The following is a 22,301-nucleotide window of genomic DNA, read 5'->3' on the forward strand; positions in this document are numbered from 1 at the left end:
ATGCGTTATCCGTTTATTGTTGACGTTACCGAACATAAAACCCTACAACATTTATATTGATAGATATTAGGATTCAACATGACTCATCCAATCATTTCAGATCTAAACACTCGCTACACAGCTAAAAAATACGATGCAGAAAAGCGCATCTCTGCGGAAGACATGGAAGTAATCAAAGAAGCACTTCGTTTGTCAGCTTCTTCTATCAACTCTCAGCCTTGGAAATTCATCATCATTGAGAGTGACGCAGCAAAACAACGCTTCCACAATACTTTCGAGAACATGTTCCAGTTTAACCAACCGCATGCGAAAGAAGCGTCACATACGATCCTGTTTGCTCACGATCCTAAGTACACTAAAGAGAAATTCGCAAAGCGTGCTGACACAGAAGTAAGCTCTGGTCACCTACCTGCTGAAATGTACGAGCAGTTCTTAGGGGCTTACGCATTCGCAGAAATGAACACAGATGAGACTGGTTTCAACGGAAACTGGACTAAGTCTCAGGTGTACATCGCACTAGGTAACACAATGCACACGCTAGCACGCCTTGGTATTGCTTCAACACCGATGGAAGGCGTAGATGCCGCTATGATCGGTGAAGAGTTTGCTGACGAACTAGACGGTCACGTTGTTGATGTAGCGCTAGCAATCGGCTACCACAAAGACGGTGAAGACTATAACCACGGTAAACCAAAAGCACGTCTAGCTCTTGATGAAATCGTGACGACGCTTTAACGCGTGAATTAAGATGACGAATGAATCAACAGCTATAACACGTTAAACAGTTACAACGCTTAACTGCTACAACGCTTTAATTTTTAAAACGCTTTTTCGTTTTACAAAATATAGTTTCAACAGCACTTCAGACTGTTAAATTACACTGCCTTGTTTTGGCCAGACACTCGTCTGGCCTTTTTCATGTCGTATTTCGCATCCATCCTTTCTATCTCAGCTTTAGCCATTCCAGCCGCTTTTTAGACCACCAATACCTAATCAATCCACGTGTTCTAATTCGCGAAGCGCAGGAGTTACGCTATAATCCCCTTTGTTGAAACAGGTTCCTCACCCTGCTCTTTCTGAGCAAACATCATTAATTTTCTTTCCAAACCGCTATAAACCCACAAAGTCATAAAGACACCTAAGATTCATTTTAACGACAAAACGCAGCATGTCAAAATGACTCACCAAACGGCACGAAGACCAAATAAATACATCGAAAACAGACACTTAAAAACATGGCATAACTAGTGCAATGATGACCTTAGATATTTAAATAAGGTATTATCATTATGACTATTCACGTTAAATCAAATGTTCACTGGGTTGGCGTCCACGATTGGGAAACAGAACACTTCCATGGTAAGGAATACCACATGAACAAAGGTACCAGCTATAACTCGTACCTGATTCGTGAAGAGAAAACGGTGCTTGTTGATACCGTTGATCATCGCTTTACTGAACAATTCCTTGCAAACCTTGAGATGGAAATCGACATCAATGAGATCGACTACATCATTTGTCAGCATGCTGAAGAAGACCACTCAGGTGCCCTTTCGGCACTATTAGCCAAAATTCCAAACACACCCGTCTACTGCACAGAAGCTGGCGTTAACTCGATTGTTGGCCATCACCACCAGCCAGACTGGAACTTCCGAACCGTTAAAACAGGCGACACGCTCGATGTCGGTAACGGTAAGCAACTCATCTTTGTTGAGATGAAAATGCTGCACTGGCCAGACTCAATGGCAACATACCTCACAGGTGACGAAATCCTGTTCAGCAACGATGCGTTCGGTCAGCACTACTGTGATGAAAACCTATTCAACGATCAGCTAGACCAAGTCGAGCTTCATGATCAATGTCTGCGTTACTTCTCGAACATCCTCACACCTTTCGCACCTTTGGTGAAAGCGAAGATAGAAGAAGTATTGAGCTTAGGTGTGCCTATCGATGTTATCGCCACCTCTCATGGCTGTATTTGGCGCGACAACGCGACGCAAATTGTTGAACAATACTACGAGTGGTCTAAAGCCTACAAAGAAGATCGTATCACCATTGTCTACGACACCATGTCGAACAACACTCGCATGATGGCTGACGCAATCGCAAAAGGTATCCGTAAAGGCAGCCCAGAAACAGCAATCAAAGTCTTCAATATCTCTAAGCACGATAAGAATGACATCCTTGCCAATATCTTCCGTTCAAAAGGGGTTCTAGTCGGTTCATCGACCATGAACAATGTGATGATGCCGCAAATCGCAGCGCTACTAGAAGAAATACACGGACTGCGCTTTGCTGGTAAAAGAGCCGCGGCATTTGGCTCTTCAGGTTGGACAGGCGGCGCAGTAAAACGTATCGACGCTCGACTACGTGAAGCCAACTTCGAGGTGAGTGCGCCACAACACATCCATTGGAAACCAGACACAGACGCTCTTCGCCAATGTATCGATTACGGCATGACACTGGCCGAGGTTTGGCGTGTAGAAGCAGATGAAGTGAGCACACCGAAACAAGTATCACGTAATGTAACACCGCTTGAAGCCACACCAGCACCGGTAAACACCACTGCCGAGCTCAAAGACACAACAGAGCTGAAGCCAGAAGAAGCGCAAGATAAGCCAGTACACAGTGCAGACTGCACTTGCTGGCGTTGCACAGTGTGTGAATGGGTGTACGACCCACAATTGGGCGAACCCTACCAAGGCGTCGAACCTGGAACTCCTTGGGCGCAAGTACCTGATGATTTCCTTTGCCCTGAATGCCATTTAGGCAAAGAAGTGTTTGTGGAGAAGTAGCATGTCGAACATTGTTATTGTGGGTGGCGGTTTCGCTGCCCTACAAACCATCAAGATGGTACGTAAGCTTGACCGAGATATCGCGATTACTATGATCACCGCCGATGCCGGGGTTGAGTACAGTAAGCCGAATCTTTCGCACGCGTTCAGTCAGGAACAAACGCCGGAAACACTGGCAGTACATAACGCTCAACAATTGGCAGAGCAGTACAACGTGGTCATCAAAACCAAAGCACTTGTGAGCGAGATAGATACTGAGCAGCAGTGTGTTCATGTTGATGGCCAATCTATCCACTATTCAAAGTTGGTATTAGCGACGGGCGCGACGCCTTTTATACCACCAGCGGAAGGGCTTAAACGCAGCGCAACCATTACGTTAAATAGTTTGGAAGAGTTTGATAAACACAAAGCTCAGATCGATCGCGCTCAACGCATCACTGTGATGGGTGGAGGCTTAATTGGGGTCGAGCTCGCATTCGACCTTCAAACTGCGGGTAAAGATGTCACGATTATCGAACCCGCAAGTTATCTATTGAATAACCTAGTGCCACCTTTCGTTTCGCTTGAATTGGAAAGGGAACTAACAAAAGCAGGGGTTACCGTCGAAACCGATTCTGCAGTGTGTCGCGCAACGTATCTCCCTGATGGCGTGAGGTTGCAAACCACGTCTTCTCGATTGATACGAACCGATATCGTGATTGCAGCAGCAGGGCTAAGACCAAACACACAGTTAGCCACACAAGCGGGAATAGAAGTAAACAAAGGGATTGTGGTCGATACCATCATGAGAACCAATGTCGAGAATGTGTATGCGATTGGTGACTGTGCCGAAATAGAGGGGCGTGTGATGGCTTATCTTCAGCCCGCTATTTTGTCTGCAAACGTGTTGGCTAAGCAGCTGGTTATGGGTAACGGAGAAAGCAAAGTGGGCAAAGTGGGCAAAGTGGGCGAAGGAAAGCTCAGCTTGCCTCATATCATCACTAAGGTGAAAACACCGAGTTACCCGATTCAACTCGCAGGGCGCGATATTCAAACCGCTCAGAGTTGGGAAACTCGATTCGATCCTAAAGGCATTGTCGCTAAGGGCTTTAATGAAGATAACCAGTTGGTTGGATTCATTGTCACGGGAGAACACACCAAAGCGGCGTTCCCTCTGCTCAAAGAGCTACAAGCAAGCTCACCCGCATAGGCTCAATGACATACGCTCAATAATATACGTTGAATAAAATAAGCGGCGTTCGCTAAAACAAAAAAAAGCCAGTCAATCGACTGGCTTTCTTGTATCTGCATACTTCGTTATTGGTGCGTTCGCACTATCCAATAAACGAGATGTAACCTTGAAGGATAATCAGGTTAACGATATCGATAAAGAAGGCACCAACAATTGGCACCACCATGAAGGCTTGTGGTGAAGGACCAAAACGGTTCACCAAAGAGCCCATGTTCATTACCGCTGTTGGTGTTGCACCTAGGCCGAAACCACAGTGACCACCTGCCATAACCGCTGCGTCGTAATTAGAACCCATTACTTTGAACGTCACAAAGTAAGAGAAGATACCTAACACAACCGCCTGAACCCCAAGGATAACCAAGAACGGAATCGCAAGGTCAAAGATGTTCCAAAGCTTAAGGCTCATTAGCGCCATTGCTAGGAACAATGACAATGACACCGTACCAAGAATATCGACCGTTTCGCTGTCAGTCTTATGCAGCTTAGTCACTTCAAACACGTTAGTGATGAACACACCGATAAACAACGCGTAAACGAAATCAGGAATCATCAACCAAGAAATTTCAAAAGTTGCCACCCACTGCTCTAGGTACTTCGCACCCGTGATACAGATAAGAAGGATGAACAACACTTCAATCACCTTCTTTGCCGTCACTTTGTCTTCTTCATACTCGTTGTAAGTAACAAGTTCAGGGAAGCGTTCATGCGTTTGCGTGCCAGTGCCGTACTCAGATTCAAGCTGGTTTTTATCAATCAGCTTTTGCGCTACTGGGCTACCGATAATACCACCGATGATCAAACCAAAGGTCGCTGAAGCCATCGCGATTTCTAGCGTATTGGCAATGCCAAACGTGTCTGCAAAAGTTTGAGACCAAGCTGCGCCTGTGCCGTGACCGCCCGAAAGGGTGATAGAGCCAGCAATCAAACCCATCAAGGGTTCAAGGCCTAGTGCCGTAGCTAAGGTTACGCCTACACCGTTTTGGATAATGATGTAAACCGACGCTACCCCTAAGAATAGGAATACCTTAGCACCACCTTTTATCAGCTGCGTGTAATTCGCCGCAAGACCGACCGTTGCAAAGAACATCAACATAAACGTGTTCTGCAGGGGCAAAGAAAACTCAAGATCAAGGCCGTTAAAGTGCAGGGCTGTAATAGCAAAAGCGACAATCAAGCCGCCGACAATGGGCTCTGGAATGTTGTACTTTTTGAGAATCGGAAGCTTTGCATTGACGAAATGACCTAGAAACAAAACACTAATCGCGATTAGGAAGGATTCTAGTGGTCCAATTGAAATTAATTGATTCATATAACCTCTATTTTTTTACGTTCTCATCTTCCCTAATGAGTCTAGTTTTATCTGTAATTATTTGTGCTGCTCTACCTATATTTATACAAACTGGAGAGAAAGTGTGGATTCGAAAAGCGAACACATTACTGCGATCGCTTAGTGCCATGTTAGTAGCACGTTAACTTTTATAGGAGATAAAAGGATTTGTGACAACAATCACCTCCTAAAAGTTGAAAACGGCGTGAGTATCTATGCCGCTGACTCTGCTTTCTTAATACCTAAAAAAGCAAAAAGGAGCTATTTCTAGCTCCTCTTTCATCACCATCGCTGGTAATTAGAATTTTTTCGGTGCGTAACCAGTCATAACCTCAATGCGAAGTTCTTTACCGATCTTCGTCATTGGGTGAACAATTACGAGTCCTTTAACTGACTTTTTAAGTTTACCCATATCCGCTTGCTCAGCCTTAGTGATTTCACGGCTAAATGGCATATCAACCAGAGACTTACGCTCTTGGTTCACATCGTAGCTTTCTTTGTGTTTAAGCTGGGCAATTTTCTTAGTTAGCTTCTTAATCTCTTCCTCGAATTGACGAACAACAGGACGATCATTACGAGTTTTAGCAGCATCTAACTTGTGGCGACACTTGTCTAGACGGTTGTTAATTTGTTGAAGTTCGTTTTTAACACTCATAATAATTTCCTAAGATTAAACAAGCCAATTCGGATTGGGGCGCGGAGTATAGCACAAGGGTTCTGTTGAACCGAAATTTATCTGTTAATTACCAACAGAAACGAATCACATCGACACCGTTCATTCAGCTTACCTATTCTTTGTGGCGAAACTCTAAGCGGATTATTCCTTGATAGGATAGCGTCTACTTCAAAAATTGCAGTTCTCGATGCATCAAAATTCCGTCTAAACTTATACTCTAACGCAGTAACTAAATCAGGGTACACAGCTTGGCGTTGTTACCTCCAGCACGACTCTGATTCACCATGTAATCACAAGGATAGCCGATGACATTATTGAAACGAACATTGACCTGCAGCCTAGCCCTGAGTGCAATGTTTGCCACAACTTATGCATCTAGTGAACAAACCACCCAAAGTAACCTGCTCGTCGAGTACTCTACACCGCAAAATACAGAAGAAGAACAGCTCAAACGAGAGATTCAAAGCAGTGGCGTTAATGACACCGTGGTCGACCTATCAAACCAACTGTTCATGTTTGAGAAGCCATTAACCATTCAATATGGCGGGGAAGAAGGACCACTCTACGATCCACAAAACCATCAAGTGCTGATCCCTTATAGCTTTTACGCTGAGTCACTCAATTATTTCGAGAAGAACCAATACGAAAAAGAGTATGGGAAATCTGCGCAAACCGGCGCTATTGATACCTTACTGCACACTCTGCTACACGAAGCTGCGCATGCGTATATCGAAGATCAGTACATTGCCATATTGGGTAAAGAAGAAGATGCGGTTGATAACCTAGCAACCGTGCTACTGCTTAACTACGTAGAGCATGGGGCTGACGCCGCTATCAGCGCTGCTGACATGTTCGCTTTCGAGTCAGAAGACCGCCCAGAGTATTACGACTTAGGGGAATACATCGACGAGCACAGTTTCGACCTGCAGCGTTACTTCTCCACGTTATGCTTGGTGTATGGCAGCGATCCCGATGCCTATAAGAACTTGCTCGATGAAGTGGAAAACGACTATTTGAAAGACAGAAAAGAGTTCTGCGTCGAGCACTTTGACGTGATCAATGAAAATTGGCATCAGTATTTAAAAGAGAGTGACGATGCTTAAATGCTTAAATGCTTAAATGCTTAAAAGTTAGTGTCGAGAACTAGGAAAACGGCTTTGGTATTAAATACCAAAGCCATCACTCGGTAGGTTGGCTTAAGTCTTACGTGTTAAGAGTTAAGAGTTAAGAGTTAAGAGTTTAAACCCTAGACCTTCACTTTATACTTCAGATCTTGAGCTTCATCGCCCGTCATACCTCGAAATCCCCAGCAGTGCGATGGCTGTTCCTTAATGGTGATTTCAATATCAATTGGAGAGATAGCTAACTGCTTCTCTATCTCAGAAAATATCTTCTTAATTAAGCGCTTTTTGGTGTTTACCGCTCGACCTTCCATCATGTTGATTTCAATGACGGTATAGGCTTCTGTTCTTCCTTCTGGGTAAAAGAAGTCATCTCGTTCCAATGGCACAAACCGATGTGCTCGCTTGTCATCGGGTAAACCCATTTCACTGTTTAAGCACTGCTGCAACACATTAGAGAGCTGCAACTTAATTGGATTTAAGCACTCTTTGATACCATAAATAACAATCATGACCATTCCTTTGATGCGATGTTAGGTATAGAAGAACGTCAGATAGAAGCATCGTCTGGCGACTACCCATTCGCTTACTATTTGTTCACATATTACCTAATGACGCGTATGAGAAAAGGTAAAAACAATGAATTTATGAACAGGTGCAACAAAATACCTATCCCTTTGCCAACATAAGCCGAAGCGAATTGATCGAACACCACCCTCCCCGCGTATATCTTCTCAAATCACATTTGAACTAAGGAGTGCTATGTGCCGAATTCACCTAGGAAGACCACGCGGACAGACGCCGAACCGGAAACACCCGTAGAGTCTTCTCTAAAGCTTGCTGTGTTTCCTCTCCCTATCTTTCTTTTACCGGGAGGCAGGCAAAGACTGCGCATTTTTGAGACAAAGTATCTCGCGATGGTTGCTCACGCAGCGCAGGGCGATGGTTTCATTATCGCCACTCAAGACAACACTAACTCTGATCATCTCAGTTCTTGGGGAACAAAGGTGACCATCGTCGACTTCAACATGTCGGATGACCAAATCTTGGAAATTGATGTCGAAGGAGAAAAATTGGTGCAGTTACATGGTTCGTTTCGAGACGACGACGACCTGATTAAAAGCAACTTCAGCTTGATGCCTCACTGGCCAGCCCATGAATATAAAGTGCCTAACGTGTTTACCGCATTTTTGGTTCAGTTGTTTCGCGACCACGATTCGATAAGAACACTCTATCCCACTCCAGATTTCGAGAGCCCACAATGGATTTGCGCGCGACTACTCGAAATGATGCCTATCCCTTTGGAAAAGAAAACAGAATTTACTGAACCAGCCAGTTTTCCGTCTCTAGTTCCTTTTTTGAATCAAATCATTACGGGGCAATAAGCACTTTTCTCCACTATAATTTTGTATAGTAGAAATTAATTTAAATTAAAGTGATCCCGACTTTCTCCTTTCACGTAGTGCCTATCAAATTCGCATGATGGTTAGTTACTATGCAAGTGGAAAGCAGAAGTTCAGGGAACGGCAAGGAGCATGTCATTATTCCCGATAACAAAGTACCTACAGACAACAAAGTACCGACAGAGCTATCGAGCTGGTTGATGTTGGTTGGTACAGACCGAGACAAGCAGGCGTTCACCTATTTGTTCAAGTTTTTCGCTCCTAAGATTAAGCGTTTTGGTATTAGTAAGTTGGGTGGCGAAGCGGCTGCAAACGAGCTAGTTCAAGACACGATGACTAATGTTTGGAAGAAAGCACATCTTTACAATGTAGACAAAGGCGCAGCGACCACTTGGGTTTACACCGTTATGCGCAATGCAGCGTTCGATATGTTGCGCAAAGTGAAAGCGAAAGCCGAACAAACGATAGCCGACGATATTTGGCCAATCGATGCGATGGTAGCCGAGTCTCAAAGCGAAGATTTGCCATTCGGTGATCATTTGATGAGCCGACACGTAATGACTCAAATAGAAAAGTTGCCTCTCGCTCAGAAAACTATCGTCAAAGGCGTTTACTTTCAAGAGCTCTCTCAAGAGCAACTCGCTCAGCAACTTGGCGTCCCACTTGGAACGGTGAAATCACGTCTGAGACTCGCTTTAGCCAAATTAAAAGTTCACATGGGGGAACAAGACCATGATTAAACATCACCCAAACGCGGCAATATTGAAAGACTTCGTCAATGGCACGTTGGCTGATTCTGTTTCTTTGATTGTTTCTAGCCATGTAGAACTGTGCGAACACTGCCAACAACAAGTTAAGCAGCTGACCGCCGAAGCGGCAAATGTTGCATTTGACGCAGAGCCAGTATTCTCAAATGAAGATCTAGACAGCTTCTCAACAGACGACATGGACTTTGATTTCGACGCGATAGATCAAATCACAGCCGATGCTTCTCAGTCAGTTGAGGTCATTCCAGAGGTTCAGAAAGTAACTGTCGCTGACACGACATTCACAATCCCTCGCGCCCTTAACTCAGTAGCGAGAAAGGACTGGATGAACCTAGGCAAAATTTCTCGAGCAAGACTCGATTTTGCTGACGAAGCACACCACACCAGCTTATTGCACATCGACAAAGATGGACAAGTGCCTTGCCACACCCACAAAGGCTTCGAGATCACGCTTCTTCTAGAAGGTAGTTTCGAAGACGAAATGGGCGTTTACAACAAAGGTGACTTCATCTGGTTGGATGGCAATCACACTCATCAACCGGCAACAAAAGAAGGTTGTGTCTGTTTAACCGTTTCAAGTGATGCGCTTTACTTCACAAAAGGTGTGAGCCAACTATTCAATCCACTTGGAAAATATATCTATTAACCCAGTTGCAGGCTATAAATATACAGGATGGCATGAAGCTATCCTGTATATCGTCAATACATCTGAATAAAAACAACTACGGTGTCAAAGTAAAAACACACCCAGCTCTGTAAGTACGATTAGCAATGTTGAACTATAAGAAAAAGCTCAGAGCAAGAGCAAAGGAGTTGGCCAATGGAAAAGAAAATCAAAATCGGTATCAGTGCATGTGTTGCTGGACACAAAGTACGTTTCGACACAGGTCATAAACGCTCTCGTTTTTGTACAGACGACCTAGCAGACTACGTGGAATTGGAACCTGTTTGCCCAGAGATGGCTGTTGGTCTTCCAACCCCTCGTCCAACCATTCGTCAAACAAGAATGCTAGATGACATCATCCATGTTTCTCGCCCTGATGGCTCAGGTGATGTGACCAACGAACTGATCGAGTTCGGTCAAAACTACTCAAAGAAAAACCAACACATTGCTGGCTTTATTGTGTGTCAAAAAAGCCCAACCTGCGGTATGGAGCGCGTTAAGGTGTATCACCACCACGGTCGCGGATCTGAATCGACTGGCGTAGGCATGTTCACCCAACAAATTATGGACGGTAACCCGTTACTTCCCGTTGAAGAAAACGGTCGCCTTAACGATCCCATTTTGCGTGAAAACTTCATGACTCGAGTATTCACATACCAAAAATGGCTCGATCTTGTGGATGAAGGTGTGACCAAACACAAACTGATCCAGTTCCACAGCGCCCACAAGTACCTAGTCATGTGTCACCACGTTGAGGGTTACAAAAGCTTAGGCAAACTGCTAGCGGGTAATCACTTAGAAATCGACGAATTGGCGGCTCAATACATCGAGGGCTTAATGACAGCATTATCACATCACGCGAACCGAGGCAGTCACGCCAATACGCTGCATCATTTGCAGGGTTACTTTAAGAAACAACTGAGTAGCGCCCACAAACAAGAGTTGACCAACCAAATTGCAGCTTTTCGAGAAGGTGTTATCCCACTGTTAGTACCGCTGACACTGATAAATCACTACTTGATGGAGTACCCAAACGAGTACTTGGAATCACAGGTTTACCTCAACCCTCATCCACAAGAACTTAAACTGAGATACGGATATTGAGCGACATACTATGGATACGACGAGACCTGCGGATTCACGATAACCCAGCGCTCGTCGCAGCAGTTGAAAACGGCGTAACAATCGCCGTTTTCATTTCAACACCTCAAACGTGGCAGCAACACCACCTTGCGCCAATCAAAGCTGATTTTATCTATCGTCATCTAAAACAACTCGATTCCCAGCTCGTTGAATTCGGGATAACGTTGCTTCACCTAAAAGCGACCGATTTTGACGACCAATCCAATCAACTCATCGATCTATGCCAGCAGCTTGATGCCAAGTACGTCTACGCTAACTCTGAACCAGAGGTCGATGAACAAGCTCGCGATAAAAAGCTGATTTCAAGCGGCCTAAACCTCAAGATCAGCGATTGTGACGTTATGCTGCCACTCGGTAGCGTTCTCAACAAACAAGGCGAGATGTTCAAAGTCTTTACGCCCTTTAAGAACGCTTGGTTAAAAGAAGTTCAGGTGAAAGGCATCATCTGCAGTCCAGCTACTGTCGAGTCAGCTGAACGTTCACAAACACAGCTTCCTGACGACTTACAAGCCTTAACCCTCTCCGCTGACTATGATTTCGATTTTCCGCGTGTTGATTCGAGTCGCTGGCCATTAAGCCAAGATGTATTGGGCAATGTGATCCCCAATTTCTTAGGCAATAAAGTCAACGACTATGCGCGCCTGAGAGATATTCCCTCAGTTAAAGGAACATCGGGGCTATCGCCTTATTTAGCGATTGGCGCCGTGAGCCCACGTTGGTTAGCGATTCAATTGATTCAGCAACAACCCGATCTGTTATTTGATACGCAATTACCGGCCTTTTGTTGGCTCAACGAATTGATTTGGCGAGATTTTTATAAGCATTTGATGTTTCACCATCCTAAACTGGTTAAAGGCGCTAACTTTCAGCAAAAATACAATGGTTTAGATTGGTATCACGATCATCCTAGCTTCAAAGCTTGGTGCGAAGGAAAAACAGGATATCCATTGGTTGATGCAGCAATGCGTCAACTAGTTGAAACGGGCTGGATGCACAACAGGCTAAGAATGGTGGTGGCAAGCTTCCTAACCAAGCACCTGCTTATTGACTGGCGTTGGGGCGAACGTTTCTTTATGTCACACCTTATCGACGGTGACTTTAGTGCCAACAATGGTGGCTGGCAGTGGGCTTCAAGTACGGGCTGTGATGCTCAACCTTACTTCCGAATTTTCAATCCAATCACTCAGAGTGAAAAGTTTGATCCAAAAGGAATTTTTATTCGTAAGTACATACCAGAGCTGCAAAATATCCCAGATAAGCATGTGCATTTCCCACATGACTTTATCGCTAAAAACGGATTAGACAGCGAATACTGGCAACCCATCGTTGAGCATAAAGAAGCACGATTGAGAGCCTTAGCCTTCTTCAAATAATTAGAGTGAATATTATGGATAACTCTCTATGGCTTGATAACTTTCTCAACATGTATCGAGAACTCGGAACCGAAAATTTCGACGTGCTTAAGACGGTTTATCACCCTGATATTGAATTCCAAGATCCGCTGCATCATGTCAACGGTATTTCGGCGCTCACGCACTACTTCGAGAACCTCTACACACAGGTTACGAGCTGTTACTTTCATATCGAACACACTTTCGAAGCGAACGACGAAGCTTCTGTTTACTGGACGATGCAATTTGCTCACAAGCAATTAAATGGGCAAAAGCCAATCGAAGTACAAGGACACAGCCACCTCAAGATGCTCGACGGTCAAGTGATTTACCACAGAGACTACCTCGACGTCGGTTCTATGTTGTATGAACACATTCCAGTACTGGGCTGCGCGATCAAATCCATCAAAAAGAGAGCGAGTCGATAATGCGTATTATGATTACAGGCGCGACCTCAGGTATCGGCCAATCCCTAGCTAAAGATTACGCTCAGCAAGGGCATCAGGTGATTGCTTGTGGCCGCAACTCAGACAAGCTGCAAGCCTTAGTTGACTCTCACGATACAGACGTCGCGCACTCATCCATTACACCGCTCTGTTTCGATCTGACTGATTACCACAACTTTCCAGAGCTCGATCAAGACAAGCCGCTCGACCTGCTGATTTTAAATGCGGGTGATTGTGAGTACATCGACGACCCAGTGAATTTCGATGCCGAGCTTTTCGAGCGCGTCATCAACATAAACCTAATTTCAATTGGCTACGCCCTTAAAGCTTGGTTAAAAAACATCAAGCCCGGCGGCCGTTTGGTTTTAGTCAGCTCCAGCGCCAGCTTTTTACCTCTGCCAAGAGCCGAGGCTTATGGCGCTTCAAAGGCAGCCCTCACCTACTTAGGCAGAACACTTTCGGTTGATTTGACAACGCACAACATTCATGTCTCAATTGTGCACCCAGGCTTTGTTGAAACGCCATTAACCGAGCGAAATACGTTCTCTATGCCTATGATTATTAGTAGTGAGGCCGCAACTCAGCGAATCGTAAATGGTATCGCTCAAGGAAAGAGTGAAATCGATTTCCCAAGACGATTCATCATGTTGATGAAGCTACTAAGAATGCTTCCAACTCCAGTTTGGCAAAAACTCGCTTCAAGGATGGTATAACAATGAAGAAAATCGCCATTATTGGTTCAGGCATCTCTGGACTCACTTGCGCACACATATTAGATAAGCACCACGACGTAACGGTATTCGAAAAGAACGATTATGTTGGGGGTCACACCGCGACCGTTGATATTGAACATCAAGGCTCGGCGTTTTCGATAGATACAGGTTTCATCGTATTCAACGATCGAACCTACCCGAATTTCAATCAGCTTCTAGAACAACTCGGGGTCGAAAGGCAACCTACCGAGATGAGCTTCAGCGTCCACAACACTACTACTAAGTTTGAATACAACGGCCACAGCATAAATTCGTTATTCGCGCAGAGGAGCAACATCTTCAAACCTCAGTTCTGGTCTTTAGTGTCTGACATTCTCAAGTTCAACAAACTGTGTAAGGCTCAGTTTGAAAGCAATGAATTCACACCAGACGTTACCCTCGGCAGCTTCCTACGTGATAATCAATTTTCCGACTTTTTCAGTCAGCACTATATTCTACCGATGGGCGCGGCGATTTGGTCGACAAGCTTGGAAGAGATGGAAGAGTTTGAGCTCAAGTTCTTCATCCAGTTTTTCTACAACCACGGATTGCTCGACATTGCGAACCGTCCACAATGGTATGTGATACCTAAAGGATCGCGTTCTTATGTTGAAATCATCCTTTCACGCCTAAGTAAGCCTGTTGCACTCAATACATCGATTAAACAAGTGACTCGCCAAGAAACAGGCGTCACGATTGAATTTGAAGATGGCAGCACACAAGGCTTCGACGAAGTAATCTTTGCTTGCCACTCAGACCAAGCATTACGTCTGCTTGGTGATGCGACAGAACAAGAGCAACAGGTACTGGGCGAGATCCCATACAGCCGCAATGAAGTGGTTCTGCACACCGATACTCGCTTGTTACCAGACAGAAAGCTGGCTTGGGCAAGCTGGAACTACATGTTGGATGGTGACAGTAAACGACCTGCTTGTGTCACGTACAACATGAACATTCTGCAAGGCATCGAAAGCCAAGACACCTTCTGTGTCACCTTGAATCAAAGCGAAGCCATCGACCCAGAAAAAATCATTCGCAGCTTTGTTTATCATCACCCGGTACTTAATTCGAACACGGTCGAAGCTCAACACAAGCGTGAGCAGATATGTGGTAAAAACCAGACTCACTTTGCTGGTGCTTACTGGTACAACGGGTTCCATGAAGACGGTGTCCACAGTGCACTCGATGTGACCAAACGCTTCGGTTTAGATTTGAGCACGAGTTCAGCGCTATGAACAGTCAAGCCCTGACACCCGAGATGGGGTTAGCATCCGAAAAGAGTGAAGAGCTCAGCGGTATCTATTGGGGTAACGTCAGACATCGCCGCTTTGGCGACATCACCCATGAGTTCAGTTATCAGCTGTATATGATGGGGTTAGATCTTGATGAGCTGCCCCAAACCACAGCACGCAGTGCGCTGTTCGGAACTCATTGGTTCAACCCAATTCGCTTTGTCGAATCGGATTATCTCGCTGAAAAAAAAGAAAATGTCACCACGGATGAACCAAAATCACTTAAGCAACGTATAGCTTCCAAAGTGCAACAACTTGGTGGGGTTTGGTCTGATTCAAACCGTGTGACGATGCTGGCTCAGTGCCGCTGTTTGGGCATCTACTTCAGCCCAATCAACTGTTACTTCTGTTACGACGAAACTGGAGATTGCAAGTACATGTTGGCTGAGGTGAGTAACACGCCTTGGCGAGAAAGACACTACTATCTCATCGACATGCACCAAGAGTTAAAGGTAAAAAAAGAGTTTCACGTTTCGCCGTTCATGGACTTAAACATGACTTATTTTTGGAAAATTAAGCCACCAGCGAAACGCACGTTAGTCCACATCGAAAGCCGCCGAGACGACAAGCTTTTCGATGCGACACTAGCCCTGACGAAACAGTCAGTAACCAAGACAAACATTAGACGTACGGTATTCAAGATTCCGGCGATGACGATAAAAGTCGTGATGGGAATTTATTATCAGGCTCTCAAATTATTCCTGAAAAAAGTACCGTTTGTGGCGCATCCAGACTCAACATCTTAAGCGCATAAAACAGAAATCGATTCTAGCTTGGGTTCGCTCCAGCCAAGGAGCAGAACTCAGCTTAGTTGGCACAAAATATTAGAATGAGTTATCAGCGAGGTTTACATGGAACAGCTTGCCAAACAAAACAACAATATTGAACAACAAGCTAAAGCCGTTGCTGTTTCAAGCAACTGTAAATATCGAGCTTTAATCTTTAAGGTTTTAGAAAGCCTGCAATTCGCAACGCTTGAGATCATTGAGCGCGACCAGCATTCGGTGTTCGGTGATCGAGAAGCAGACTTGAAAGGTCGAATCGTGATTCATGATGCGACCTTTTTTAGAGATGTCGTCATCAACGGCAGTATCGGCGCATCTGAAGCGTACATCGATGGTAAATGGACCAGCCCAAATCTAACGCGTGTGATTCAAATCATGGCTCGTAACCAAGCCCAATTGGATGAGCTTGATGACAAGACACAATGGATTTCTCGTATCAAAAACCTCTTGCTGCGTCGTAAGAATGCCAACACAGAGCAAGGCTCCAAGCGAAATATTCTCGCTCACTACGATATTGGCAACGAACTGTATGAGCGCTTCTTAGATAGCTCGATGCAGTACTCTTCCGCTATCTACAGCGAAGACGCAGAAACCTTGTCGAAGGCTCAACAAAACAAAATGAAAACCATCTGTGAGCGATTAGAGTTGTCTGAAAAAGATAGCGTGGTCGAGATAGGCACAGGCTGGGGCGGCTTGGCCATCTTCATGGCGCAACACTACGGTTGCCATGTCACCACTACCACGATTTCAGATGCCCAACATGCGCTTGCTGAACAGAGAGTAAAAGCACTTGGTTTAACCGACAAAATCACCCTGCTCAAAGAGGATTATCGCAACCTCACTGGTGAGTACGACAAGTTGGTTTCGATCGAGATGATAGAAGCGGTCGGCCATGAATATCTACAAACCTTCTTTGAGAAATGTTCTTCACTGTTAAAGCCATCAGGCAAGATGCTGATTCAAGCGATTACTATTGCCGACAGTCGTTACGATAAATACCGTAAAGGTGTCGACTTTATTCAGAAGTACATCTTCCCCGGCGGTTGCCTACCTTCGGTTTCAGTGATGACCCAACATCTTGCGACCAGCACCGACCTTGTGGTTCAAGAAATTGATGACATTGGCCTGCACTACGCTCGAACGCTAAATGATTGGAACATCGCCTTTGAAAATAGCTGGGAAGAGTTAGAGTCCCTCGGCTATTCAGAAGAGTTTAAACGCTTGTGGATCTTCTACTTCTGCTACTGTGAAGGCGCATTCAAAGAGCGCGTGATCAGCACTCATCATGTAGTCGCAAGAAAACCTCGTTACTTTGGAGCAAAAGATGAAGCGGTTTTGGATTATTAATCTCGTTCTGTTTCAAGCGACCTGGGTTTGCAGTGCCTTTTTTACCGCGCAAGCCCCGTTCGTCACACCACTGATTGTAGTGGTTCACTTCCTTCTATCACCGACTCGCAGTAGCGATTTGAAGATACTCATCTTATTACCATTGGGGCTGTTGCTTGATAGCCTCTTACTTCACTTCGGCGTGTTTGCCGTCGACTCTGAAATTGCTAATCAATCGTGGTTCCCGGTATGGCTTGTCTGCCTGTGGATCATGTTCTTAATCAGTTTTAACCACAGCCTAAATTGGCTTTTAAAATGCTCGAAAGTGATCTTGTTTATCATAGGGTTCGTAGCAGGTACTAGTAGTTATTGGGGAGGCATAAAAGCAGGTGCTCTTCTTACTACTTGGCCAGATGCATCGGTAGTTGCTGCCCTTGCAATAAGTTGGGGGATTTTGTTGCCCTTACTGGTGGCCGCCTACTCCAACTTAATACAACCTAAAATGGCAATAACGAGGTGACTTATGGCTTATCCACGCAACCCGACACAAACGTTCAAACCTGAGCGCGGTATTGTTCGCGCTCATCAGCAAGCAAAAAACACACTTCTAAGCTTTATTACTTTCTCGTTAATTTTTGCTGAGCTGTTATTTGCCGGAAACGCTAAAGCCTCTGCTGTTGATGATTTAAGCAAACGTGGTGAAGGTGAAATGAGTTACCTGTTTTGGACTCTCTACTCGGCAGAATTCTACACGACTCCAACCAACTCTGAACGAGCCTTAAAGCTTGAGTATTACCGCTCTATCGATAGCAAAGACCTCGTAGACGCTACCAAAGATCAGTGGAACAAGCTTGGCTACTCTGACAGCAACATTCAACGTTGGTTGAAACCCTTGTACGCGATGTGGCCGAACGTGGAAGAAGGAAGCACACTCACGATTCGTGTCGCTGAAGATAACGTAAGTCGTTTTTATTTCGATGAACAACCGATCGGCACCATCCAAGACAAGCAATTTGGTGAAGCCTTTCTAGCGATTTGGTTGTCTGAAAACACCTCTGAACCCGGTCTTCGTAAACAACTTTTAGGTTTGAACAAATGAATCCAAAAACAACAATAATAAAATTTGCTCTGGCATTTTTTTCACTCACTTGGCTAGTGGGCTGTGGCTCTGCAAGTTTAGAAGACCATGTCGACACTACGCCAGAGCTCAAGCTTGAAACCTTTTTTAATGGCGAGCTAATGGCCTACGGCATGGTGCTCGACCGCTCTGGTAACTTACTGCGCCGCTTTGATGCCAAACTGATCGCGACTTGGGACGGTGACAACGGAGAAATAAAAGAGTGGTTCTCTTTTGCTGATGGCGAGCGCTCAACTCGCGTTTGGAATCTGATCAAAACGGGCGAAAACACCTATTCTGGGACTGCCAACGATGTCGTTGGAACCGCTTATGGTGAGACCGAAGGTTCAGCGCTGTATTGGAAATATGATCTAGAAATTGAAGTAGACGGCAGCACTTATGAAGTGGTGCTCGATGATTGGATGTTCTTGATGGACGACAAGCGCTTATTCAACAAGACTGAGATGTCCAAGTTTGGCTTTAAAGTCGGAGAGGTCATCTTATACATAGAGAAGATTTAATTTAGCTGCCGTTTCTGATTGTCAGTTTAAAATCGAGAACTACATCTACAGTACGTAACAAAACAGCCCACAGCGAAAATTGTGGGCTGTTTTGTTTGATCCCTCGAATAGCATACCTGCATGCTCAAGCCATTGTGCTAAGATGCGCCACCAGCATGCAAATGGGCTAGACTGACACTAAGCAGTCCCCATTTGTTTCGCTAAGCGTAGATTCCCTACCATGAATAATTGAAAAGGCTTTAAAGCATGAGCAAGTTGACCTCAGCGGAGCGTAAAGCTCGCGACAATGAACGTTTCTCACAACGCGTAAACGACCGCAGAGAAAAAGGTGAAGACGTAGTTGCTTACGCACTGACCAACAAAAAAGCTGTAAAATTCCTGACTAAGTCAGAGAAAAAACGTTTCAACGAAACGAGAGCGACTCTGCAAGAAGAGAAGCGAGTGAAAGAACAAGAAGAGCTTAACCGAATCGAAGACGCGTTCACGATCAAACAGTTCGACGACGAATAATCACTTATGATTACTCAAAAGCGCTGGTTCTATGTTTAGTAAATCAAAGCAAGCGTGAACTTAAATTATTATGCCAAGGTGAGCGTGAAAGTGTGCGACAATGCTCGGCGTAAATTCATATTCAAGGTTTATTATGAAACTTCTAGTTCGTAACCTATCGCGCTCTACCTCTGAGCAAGACATCCGTGTGCTATTTTCTGAGTTTGGCTCAGTAAAAGAGTGCAGCCTAGTTTTAGACCAAGAAACTGGCGACTCAAAAGGCTTTGCTTTTGTTGAAATGCCAGAGCAAGAAGAAGCTAAAGCGGCACTAAACAAGCTGAACTTGTCAAAGCTTGGCAAAAACACGATTCGTGTAAAAGTAGCGAACTCTTAATCGAGTCAATGCTTCATAAGCCGCATGGCTTAGCTTAACAGCAGCACAGATGATAAAGCCCGTAACGATATGACGTTTTCCAGCGCAATATCGTTACGGGCTTTTTGCTGCTCGCAATTCTCTTTTCACACGATTTGAATACGCCTACAGACCTTCATGTTCATCAATAGCACGTCTTGCTTCGGCCATTGAACATCCAGATTCCATCACCAGTTGAGCCACAGTCAATGAAGGTGTAGCGGCCAACAGAGATGCCAAACACACTACTGGTTTAGGCAGCACTTTGTCGATTGCAATTGCTATCCAACCGTCTTTTTCATGGGTTAACATCGTTTTAAATTCAATGAGTTGATGCTCTTGAGCGACCAACAGCCAATTACGCGAACGACGAACTCGTTTCAACTGACATCCACATTCCGCAGCATTCGCCATCACTTGGCTTTTATCACTCACACGATGTACAAAACTATTCAGTGGGACGCTAAACATAACTTTCTGCTAACCAATCTATTCCTACCATTCAAGCGCTCTCTAACTACCACTCAGCAACTCAAAATGCTCTATCAATAACTCAATAAAATCATGCTTAGAATTACACAGACACAAAAAAACCGCCAGTGATGCGCTAAACAGCCTCGCAGTTTTTGGATGTTAACGTGTGTGGTTTACGCTTTAGTTTCTACCACAATGTCCGTTTTTACCGAGTTCGCGATAAAGCAGTTTTTGTGTGCCAAGTGATGCAGTTTTTCGAGTTGTTTAGCGGTTGGTTGTTTGGTACCTAGAAACACAATGTCAGGTCGCAGAGTCACCTTAGTGACCGATGAGCGGCCTGATTCATCTTCCTCAAGCACACCAATCGCATCATCCACATAAGACTCGATCACATACTTCTGCTTCGCGGCGATTCCCAGAAAAGTCAGCATATGACAGCTAGAAAGTGCCGCAATAAAGGCTTCTTCTGGGTCAACATTCGCTTCCACCGAGAATGGGAGCGGCACAACATGAGGAGAAGATGAAGCAGGTACAGTGATTCCACCATCAAATTTCCACGTATGACCGCGGCTGTATTGATTGTCGCTAAAGGCTTCATCTGCCGCTTTTTGCCAACGAATGAGCGCACCATATTCAGACATAGAACCGTTCCTTTTTAATGTTCATTACTTAACGATCAGCAGGGTGATTCACACCATCGTTGGTCACCACATCACCAATATCAAAAGGGTTCACTCCTTCCAAACAGCCGATGTTAAAACCGTATTCATTTGGGCTTGAGCGGCGTTGGTGATGGGTATAGATTCCGCAGTTTGAGCAGAAGTAATGCTTCGCGGTGTTGGTATTGAATTGATAAAGCTTAAGATGCTCCGCACCTTTGAGGATCTTGATGCCATCTAGCGCAACAGAGCCCACAATCGCTCCCCTGCGACGACAAATAGAGCAATCACAACGACGTGGCTTTTCTATTCCGTTAGGTAGGCTGAGTTCTAGTTCGACTGCACCACAGTGGCAGGTGGCTTTGTGAAAAGGTTGGATAACCGTATTACCGACGACTTTCATTTTTATCTCCAATCACATCCTTATGTTGGTCGTATCATAACCAGCTCAATACTCTCTGTCCGTAGCCAGTTGTTGAGTTCGAGAGATCTGTCATGCGCTGCTTCTCGTCTAATCTAACTAGACTTTTCAACCAAATCTCCAAACCGCTCAAACAAGAAATCAAGAAACAACCGGATACGCTTAGGCTGATACTTCTTGCTGATGTACACCACATTCAAATCGGCACTCGACACCGACATCGCGGTGTTGAAGTTCTTCATGTAGCCATTGAGCAGCGTTACAAGGCGCTGGTTATTGATGTCGTCTTGCACATCCAGTACCGATTTAAGGGCAATGCCCTCGCCTTTTAATGCCCAGTAGCGAATCACTTCGCCGTCATCTGAAAATCGCTTTGGAACAACAGTAATCGACTTCTTCATATCATGATCTTGGAAGTGCCATGTCTTGAGCTCTTCATTGCTGCGCAGCATGGCTAAACAGTCGTGTTCAACCAAGTCTTGTGGCGTTAACGGTGTTCCATGCTTGGCAAGATATTCAGGTGAGGCACACAACACACGTCGGCTTGGCGACAAACGTCTGGATATCAAACTGCTGTCGACCAACTCTCCATAACGGACCACGATATCCATGCCAGATTCAGCAATGTTCGAGAGGTTATCGTTCAAATAGAGGTAAGGGATCACGTCGGGATATTGCTGACAGAACTCAGAGAGAATAGGAAGAATGTACTGTTTTCCGATGTCTTTCGGTGCGGCGATTTTGAGTGGACCTTTGACCTCTTTGACGCCATTTTGAATCAGGTTTTCGGCCTCACTGACATTATCCAATATCTCCAAACATGCCTTGTGATACAGCTCTCCAGAGTCGGTCAAAGACACATGGCGCGTACTTCGATTCAACAACTTCACACCATATCGTTCTTCAAGCGCTTGAAGCCTTGCTGTCATCGTCGCAGGTGATAAACCTAGTTCACGCCCCGCCGCCGCTAACCCGTGATGCTTAACAATACTGACGAACATCGCCATATCTGAAAACTTATCCATACGATTCTCGCTTCCGCCTCTTCGTCTTACTTCTCGATCTTAATGCTCGATCTCAACACTTAGC

The 22,301-nt window shown here is 45.0% G+C and carries 26 protein-coding genes; 19 read left to right on the top strand and 7 right to left on the bottom strand.

Annotated elements, in window-relative coordinates; translation table 11 throughout:
- Positions 1–78 precede the first annotated feature (78 nt).
- From AC3CH3_RS18395 to norW, 3 genes are all read left to right on the top strand, one after another.
- Complete coding sequence (locus AC3CH3_RS18395) at positions 79–735, top strand: NAD(P)H-dependent oxidoreductase (protein ID WP_009846099.1); 657 nt, start codon at positions 79–81, stop codon at positions 733–735.
- 554 nt (positions 736–1,289) lie between these two features.
- Positions 1,290–2,795 carry an anaerobic nitric oxide reductase flavorubredoxin gene (norV, locus tag AC3CH3_RS18400; protein ID WP_019819994.1) on the top strand — a complete coding sequence of 502 codons (1,506 nt, stop codon included), beginning with the start codon at positions 1,290–1,292 and terminating at the stop codon, positions 2,793–2,795.
- Between the two features lies 1 nt (position 2,796).
- The gene (gene norW / locus AC3CH3_RS18405) at positions 2,797–3,984 is read left to right on the top strand and encodes an NADH:flavorubredoxin reductase NorW (protein ID WP_488538934.1); all 1,188 of its coding nucleotides are present in this window, start codon (positions 2,797–2,799) and stop codon (positions 3,982–3,984) included.
- A 124-nt stretch (positions 3,985–4,108) separates the two neighbouring features.
- Here norW and gltS read toward each other — a convergent pair whose 3' ends face one another.
- A complete protein-coding gene (gene gltS, locus AC3CH3_RS18410) occupies positions 4,109–5,335 on the bottom strand; it encodes a sodium/glutamate symporter (RefSeq protein ID WP_019819991.1) in 1,227 nt (408 codons plus the stop codon).
- 316 nt (positions 5,336–5,651) lie between these two features.
- Positions 5,652–6,008, bottom strand: coding sequence for a YibL family ribosome-associated protein (locus tag AC3CH3_RS18415; RefSeq protein ID WP_017060971.1), 357 nt, complete (start codon positions 6,006–6,008; stop codon positions 5,652–5,654).
- A 326-nt stretch (positions 6,009–6,334) separates the two neighbouring features.
- Here AC3CH3_RS18415 and AC3CH3_RS18420 point away from each other — a divergent pair, with 326 nt between their 5' ends.
- A complete protein-coding gene (locus AC3CH3_RS18420; RefSeq protein ID WP_488538935.1) occupies positions 6,335–7,132 on the top strand; it encodes a DUF4344 domain-containing metallopeptidase in 798 nt (265 codons plus the stop codon).
- Positions 7,133–7,275: 143 nt separating this feature from the next.
- On the opposite strand, the gene AC3CH3_RS18425 is transcribed toward AC3CH3_RS18420, so the two are convergent.
- Complete coding sequence (locus tag AC3CH3_RS18425; protein ID WP_017070218.1) at positions 7,276–7,662, bottom strand: tautomerase family protein; 387 nt, start codon at positions 7,660–7,662, stop codon at positions 7,276–7,278.
- Between the two features lie 252 nt (positions 7,663–7,914).
- Here AC3CH3_RS18425 and AC3CH3_RS18430 point away from each other — a divergent pair, with 252 nt between their 5' ends.
- From AC3CH3_RS18430 to AC3CH3_RS18500, 15 genes are all read left to right on the top strand, one after another.
- Positions 7,915–8,535 carry an LON peptidase substrate-binding domain-containing protein gene (locus tag AC3CH3_RS18430; RefSeq protein WP_488538936.1) on the top strand — a complete coding sequence of 207 codons (621 nt, stop codon included), beginning with the start codon at positions 7,915–7,917 and terminating at the stop codon, positions 8,533–8,535.
- Between the two features lie 110 nt (positions 8,536–8,645).
- The gene (locus AC3CH3_RS18435; protein WP_372129570.1) at positions 8,646–9,293 is read left to right on the top strand and encodes a sigma-70 family RNA polymerase sigma factor; all 648 of its coding nucleotides are present in this window, start codon (positions 8,646–8,648) and stop codon (positions 9,291–9,293) included.
- Positions 9,286–9,966 (top strand): ChrR family anti-sigma-E factor, encoded by a 681-nt coding sequence (locus tag AC3CH3_RS18440; protein WP_488538937.1) that lies wholly within the window; start codon positions 9,286–9,288, stop codon positions 9,964–9,966. Before AC3CH3_RS18435 ends, AC3CH3_RS18440 begins: the two co-directional genes overlap by 8 nt.
- A gap of 174 nt (positions 9,967–10,140) precedes the next feature.
- Complete coding sequence (locus AC3CH3_RS18445) at positions 10,141–11,088, top strand: YbgA family protein (RefSeq protein WP_019819981.1); 948 nt, start codon at positions 10,141–10,143, stop codon at positions 11,086–11,088.
- Positions 11,085–12,500: a deoxyribodipyrimidine photo-lyase gene (gene phrB, locus AC3CH3_RS18450; protein ID WP_488538938.1), complete on the top strand. Its 1,416-nt coding sequence runs from the start codon at positions 11,085–11,087 to the stop codon at positions 12,498–12,500. The genes AC3CH3_RS18445 and phrB overlap by 4 nt, the downstream gene beginning before the upstream one ends.
- 14 nt (positions 12,501–12,514) lie before the next feature.
- Positions 12,515–12,946 (top strand): nuclear transport factor 2 family protein, encoded by a 432-nt coding sequence (locus tag AC3CH3_RS18455; RefSeq protein WP_488519487.1) that lies wholly within the window; start codon positions 12,515–12,517, stop codon positions 12,944–12,946.
- Positions 12,946–13,677, top strand: a complete 732-nt coding sequence (locus AC3CH3_RS18460; protein ID WP_488538939.1) for an SDR family NAD(P)-dependent oxidoreductase — start codon at positions 12,946–12,948, stop codon at positions 13,675–13,677. Before AC3CH3_RS18455 ends, AC3CH3_RS18460 begins: the two co-directional genes overlap by 1 nt.
- Positions 13,678–13,679: 2 nt before the next feature.
- Positions 13,680–14,951 carry an NAD(P)/FAD-dependent oxidoreductase gene (locus AC3CH3_RS18465; protein ID WP_019819977.1) on the top strand — a complete coding sequence of 424 codons (1,272 nt, stop codon included), beginning with the start codon at positions 13,680–13,682 and terminating at the stop codon, positions 14,949–14,951.
- Positions 14,948–15,754, top strand: coding sequence for a DUF1365 domain-containing protein (locus AC3CH3_RS18470; RefSeq protein WP_488538940.1), 807 nt, complete (start codon positions 14,948–14,950; stop codon positions 15,752–15,754). Before AC3CH3_RS18465 ends, AC3CH3_RS18470 begins: the two co-directional genes overlap by 4 nt.
- A gap of 105 nt (positions 15,755–15,859) precedes the next feature.
- Positions 15,860–17,140, top strand: coding sequence for an SAM-dependent methyltransferase (locus AC3CH3_RS18475; protein ID WP_050712261.1), 1,281 nt, complete (start codon positions 15,860–15,862; stop codon positions 17,138–17,140).
- Positions 17,118–17,639, top strand: coding sequence for a DUF2878 domain-containing protein (locus AC3CH3_RS18480; protein WP_372090438.1), 522 nt, complete (start codon positions 17,118–17,120; stop codon positions 17,637–17,639). The genes AC3CH3_RS18475 and AC3CH3_RS18480 overlap by 23 nt, the downstream gene beginning before the upstream one ends.
- Positions 17,640–17,642: 3 nt before the next feature.
- A complete protein-coding gene (locus AC3CH3_RS18485; RefSeq protein WP_488538941.1) occupies positions 17,643–18,218 on the top strand; it encodes a chalcone isomerase family protein in 576 nt (191 codons plus the stop codon).
- Positions 18,215–18,757, top strand: a complete 543-nt coding sequence (locus AC3CH3_RS18490) for a DUF3833 domain-containing protein (RefSeq protein ID WP_019819969.1) — start codon at positions 18,215–18,217, stop codon at positions 18,755–18,757. Before AC3CH3_RS18485 ends, AC3CH3_RS18490 begins: the two co-directional genes overlap by 4 nt.
- Before the next feature lie 246 nt (positions 18,758–19,003).
- On the top strand, positions 19,004–19,267 hold the full coding sequence (locus AC3CH3_RS18495; RefSeq protein WP_017061275.1) for a hypothetical protein: 264 nt from the start codon (positions 19,004–19,006) through the stop codon (positions 19,265–19,267).
- 133 nt (positions 19,268–19,400) lie between these two features.
- Positions 19,401–19,640, top strand: coding sequence for an RNA recognition motif domain-containing protein (locus tag AC3CH3_RS18500; protein WP_017061273.1), 240 nt, complete (start codon positions 19,401–19,403; stop codon positions 19,638–19,640).
- Between the two features lie 144 nt (positions 19,641–19,784).
- On the opposite strand, the gene AC3CH3_RS18505 is transcribed toward AC3CH3_RS18500, so the two are convergent.
- The 4 genes from AC3CH3_RS18505 to AC3CH3_RS18520 form a co-directional block, all read right to left on the bottom strand.
- Positions 19,785–20,129, bottom strand: coding sequence for a ribosome recycling factor family protein (locus AC3CH3_RS18505; RefSeq protein ID WP_019819966.1), 345 nt, complete (start codon positions 20,127–20,129; stop codon positions 19,785–19,787).
- 176 nt (positions 20,130–20,305) lie between these two features.
- The gene (locus AC3CH3_RS18510; RefSeq protein ID WP_488538942.1) at positions 20,306–20,773 is read right to left on the bottom strand and encodes an OsmC family protein; all 468 of its coding nucleotides are present in this window, start codon (positions 20,771–20,773) and stop codon (positions 20,306–20,308) included.
- A gap of 28 nt (positions 20,774–20,801) precedes the next feature.
- Positions 20,802–21,194, bottom strand: coding sequence for a GFA family protein (locus tag AC3CH3_RS18515; protein WP_017070209.1), 393 nt, complete (start codon positions 21,192–21,194; stop codon positions 20,802–20,804).
- A 113-nt stretch (positions 21,195–21,307) separates the two neighbouring features.
- Positions 21,308–22,237 (bottom strand): LysR family transcriptional regulator, encoded by a 930-nt coding sequence (locus AC3CH3_RS18520; RefSeq protein ID WP_048610092.1) that lies wholly within the window; start codon positions 22,235–22,237, stop codon positions 21,308–21,310.
- Positions 22,238–22,301: the final 64 nt, after the last annotated feature.

The organism is Vibrio sp. QJM3NY_35, from assembly GCF_057785915.1.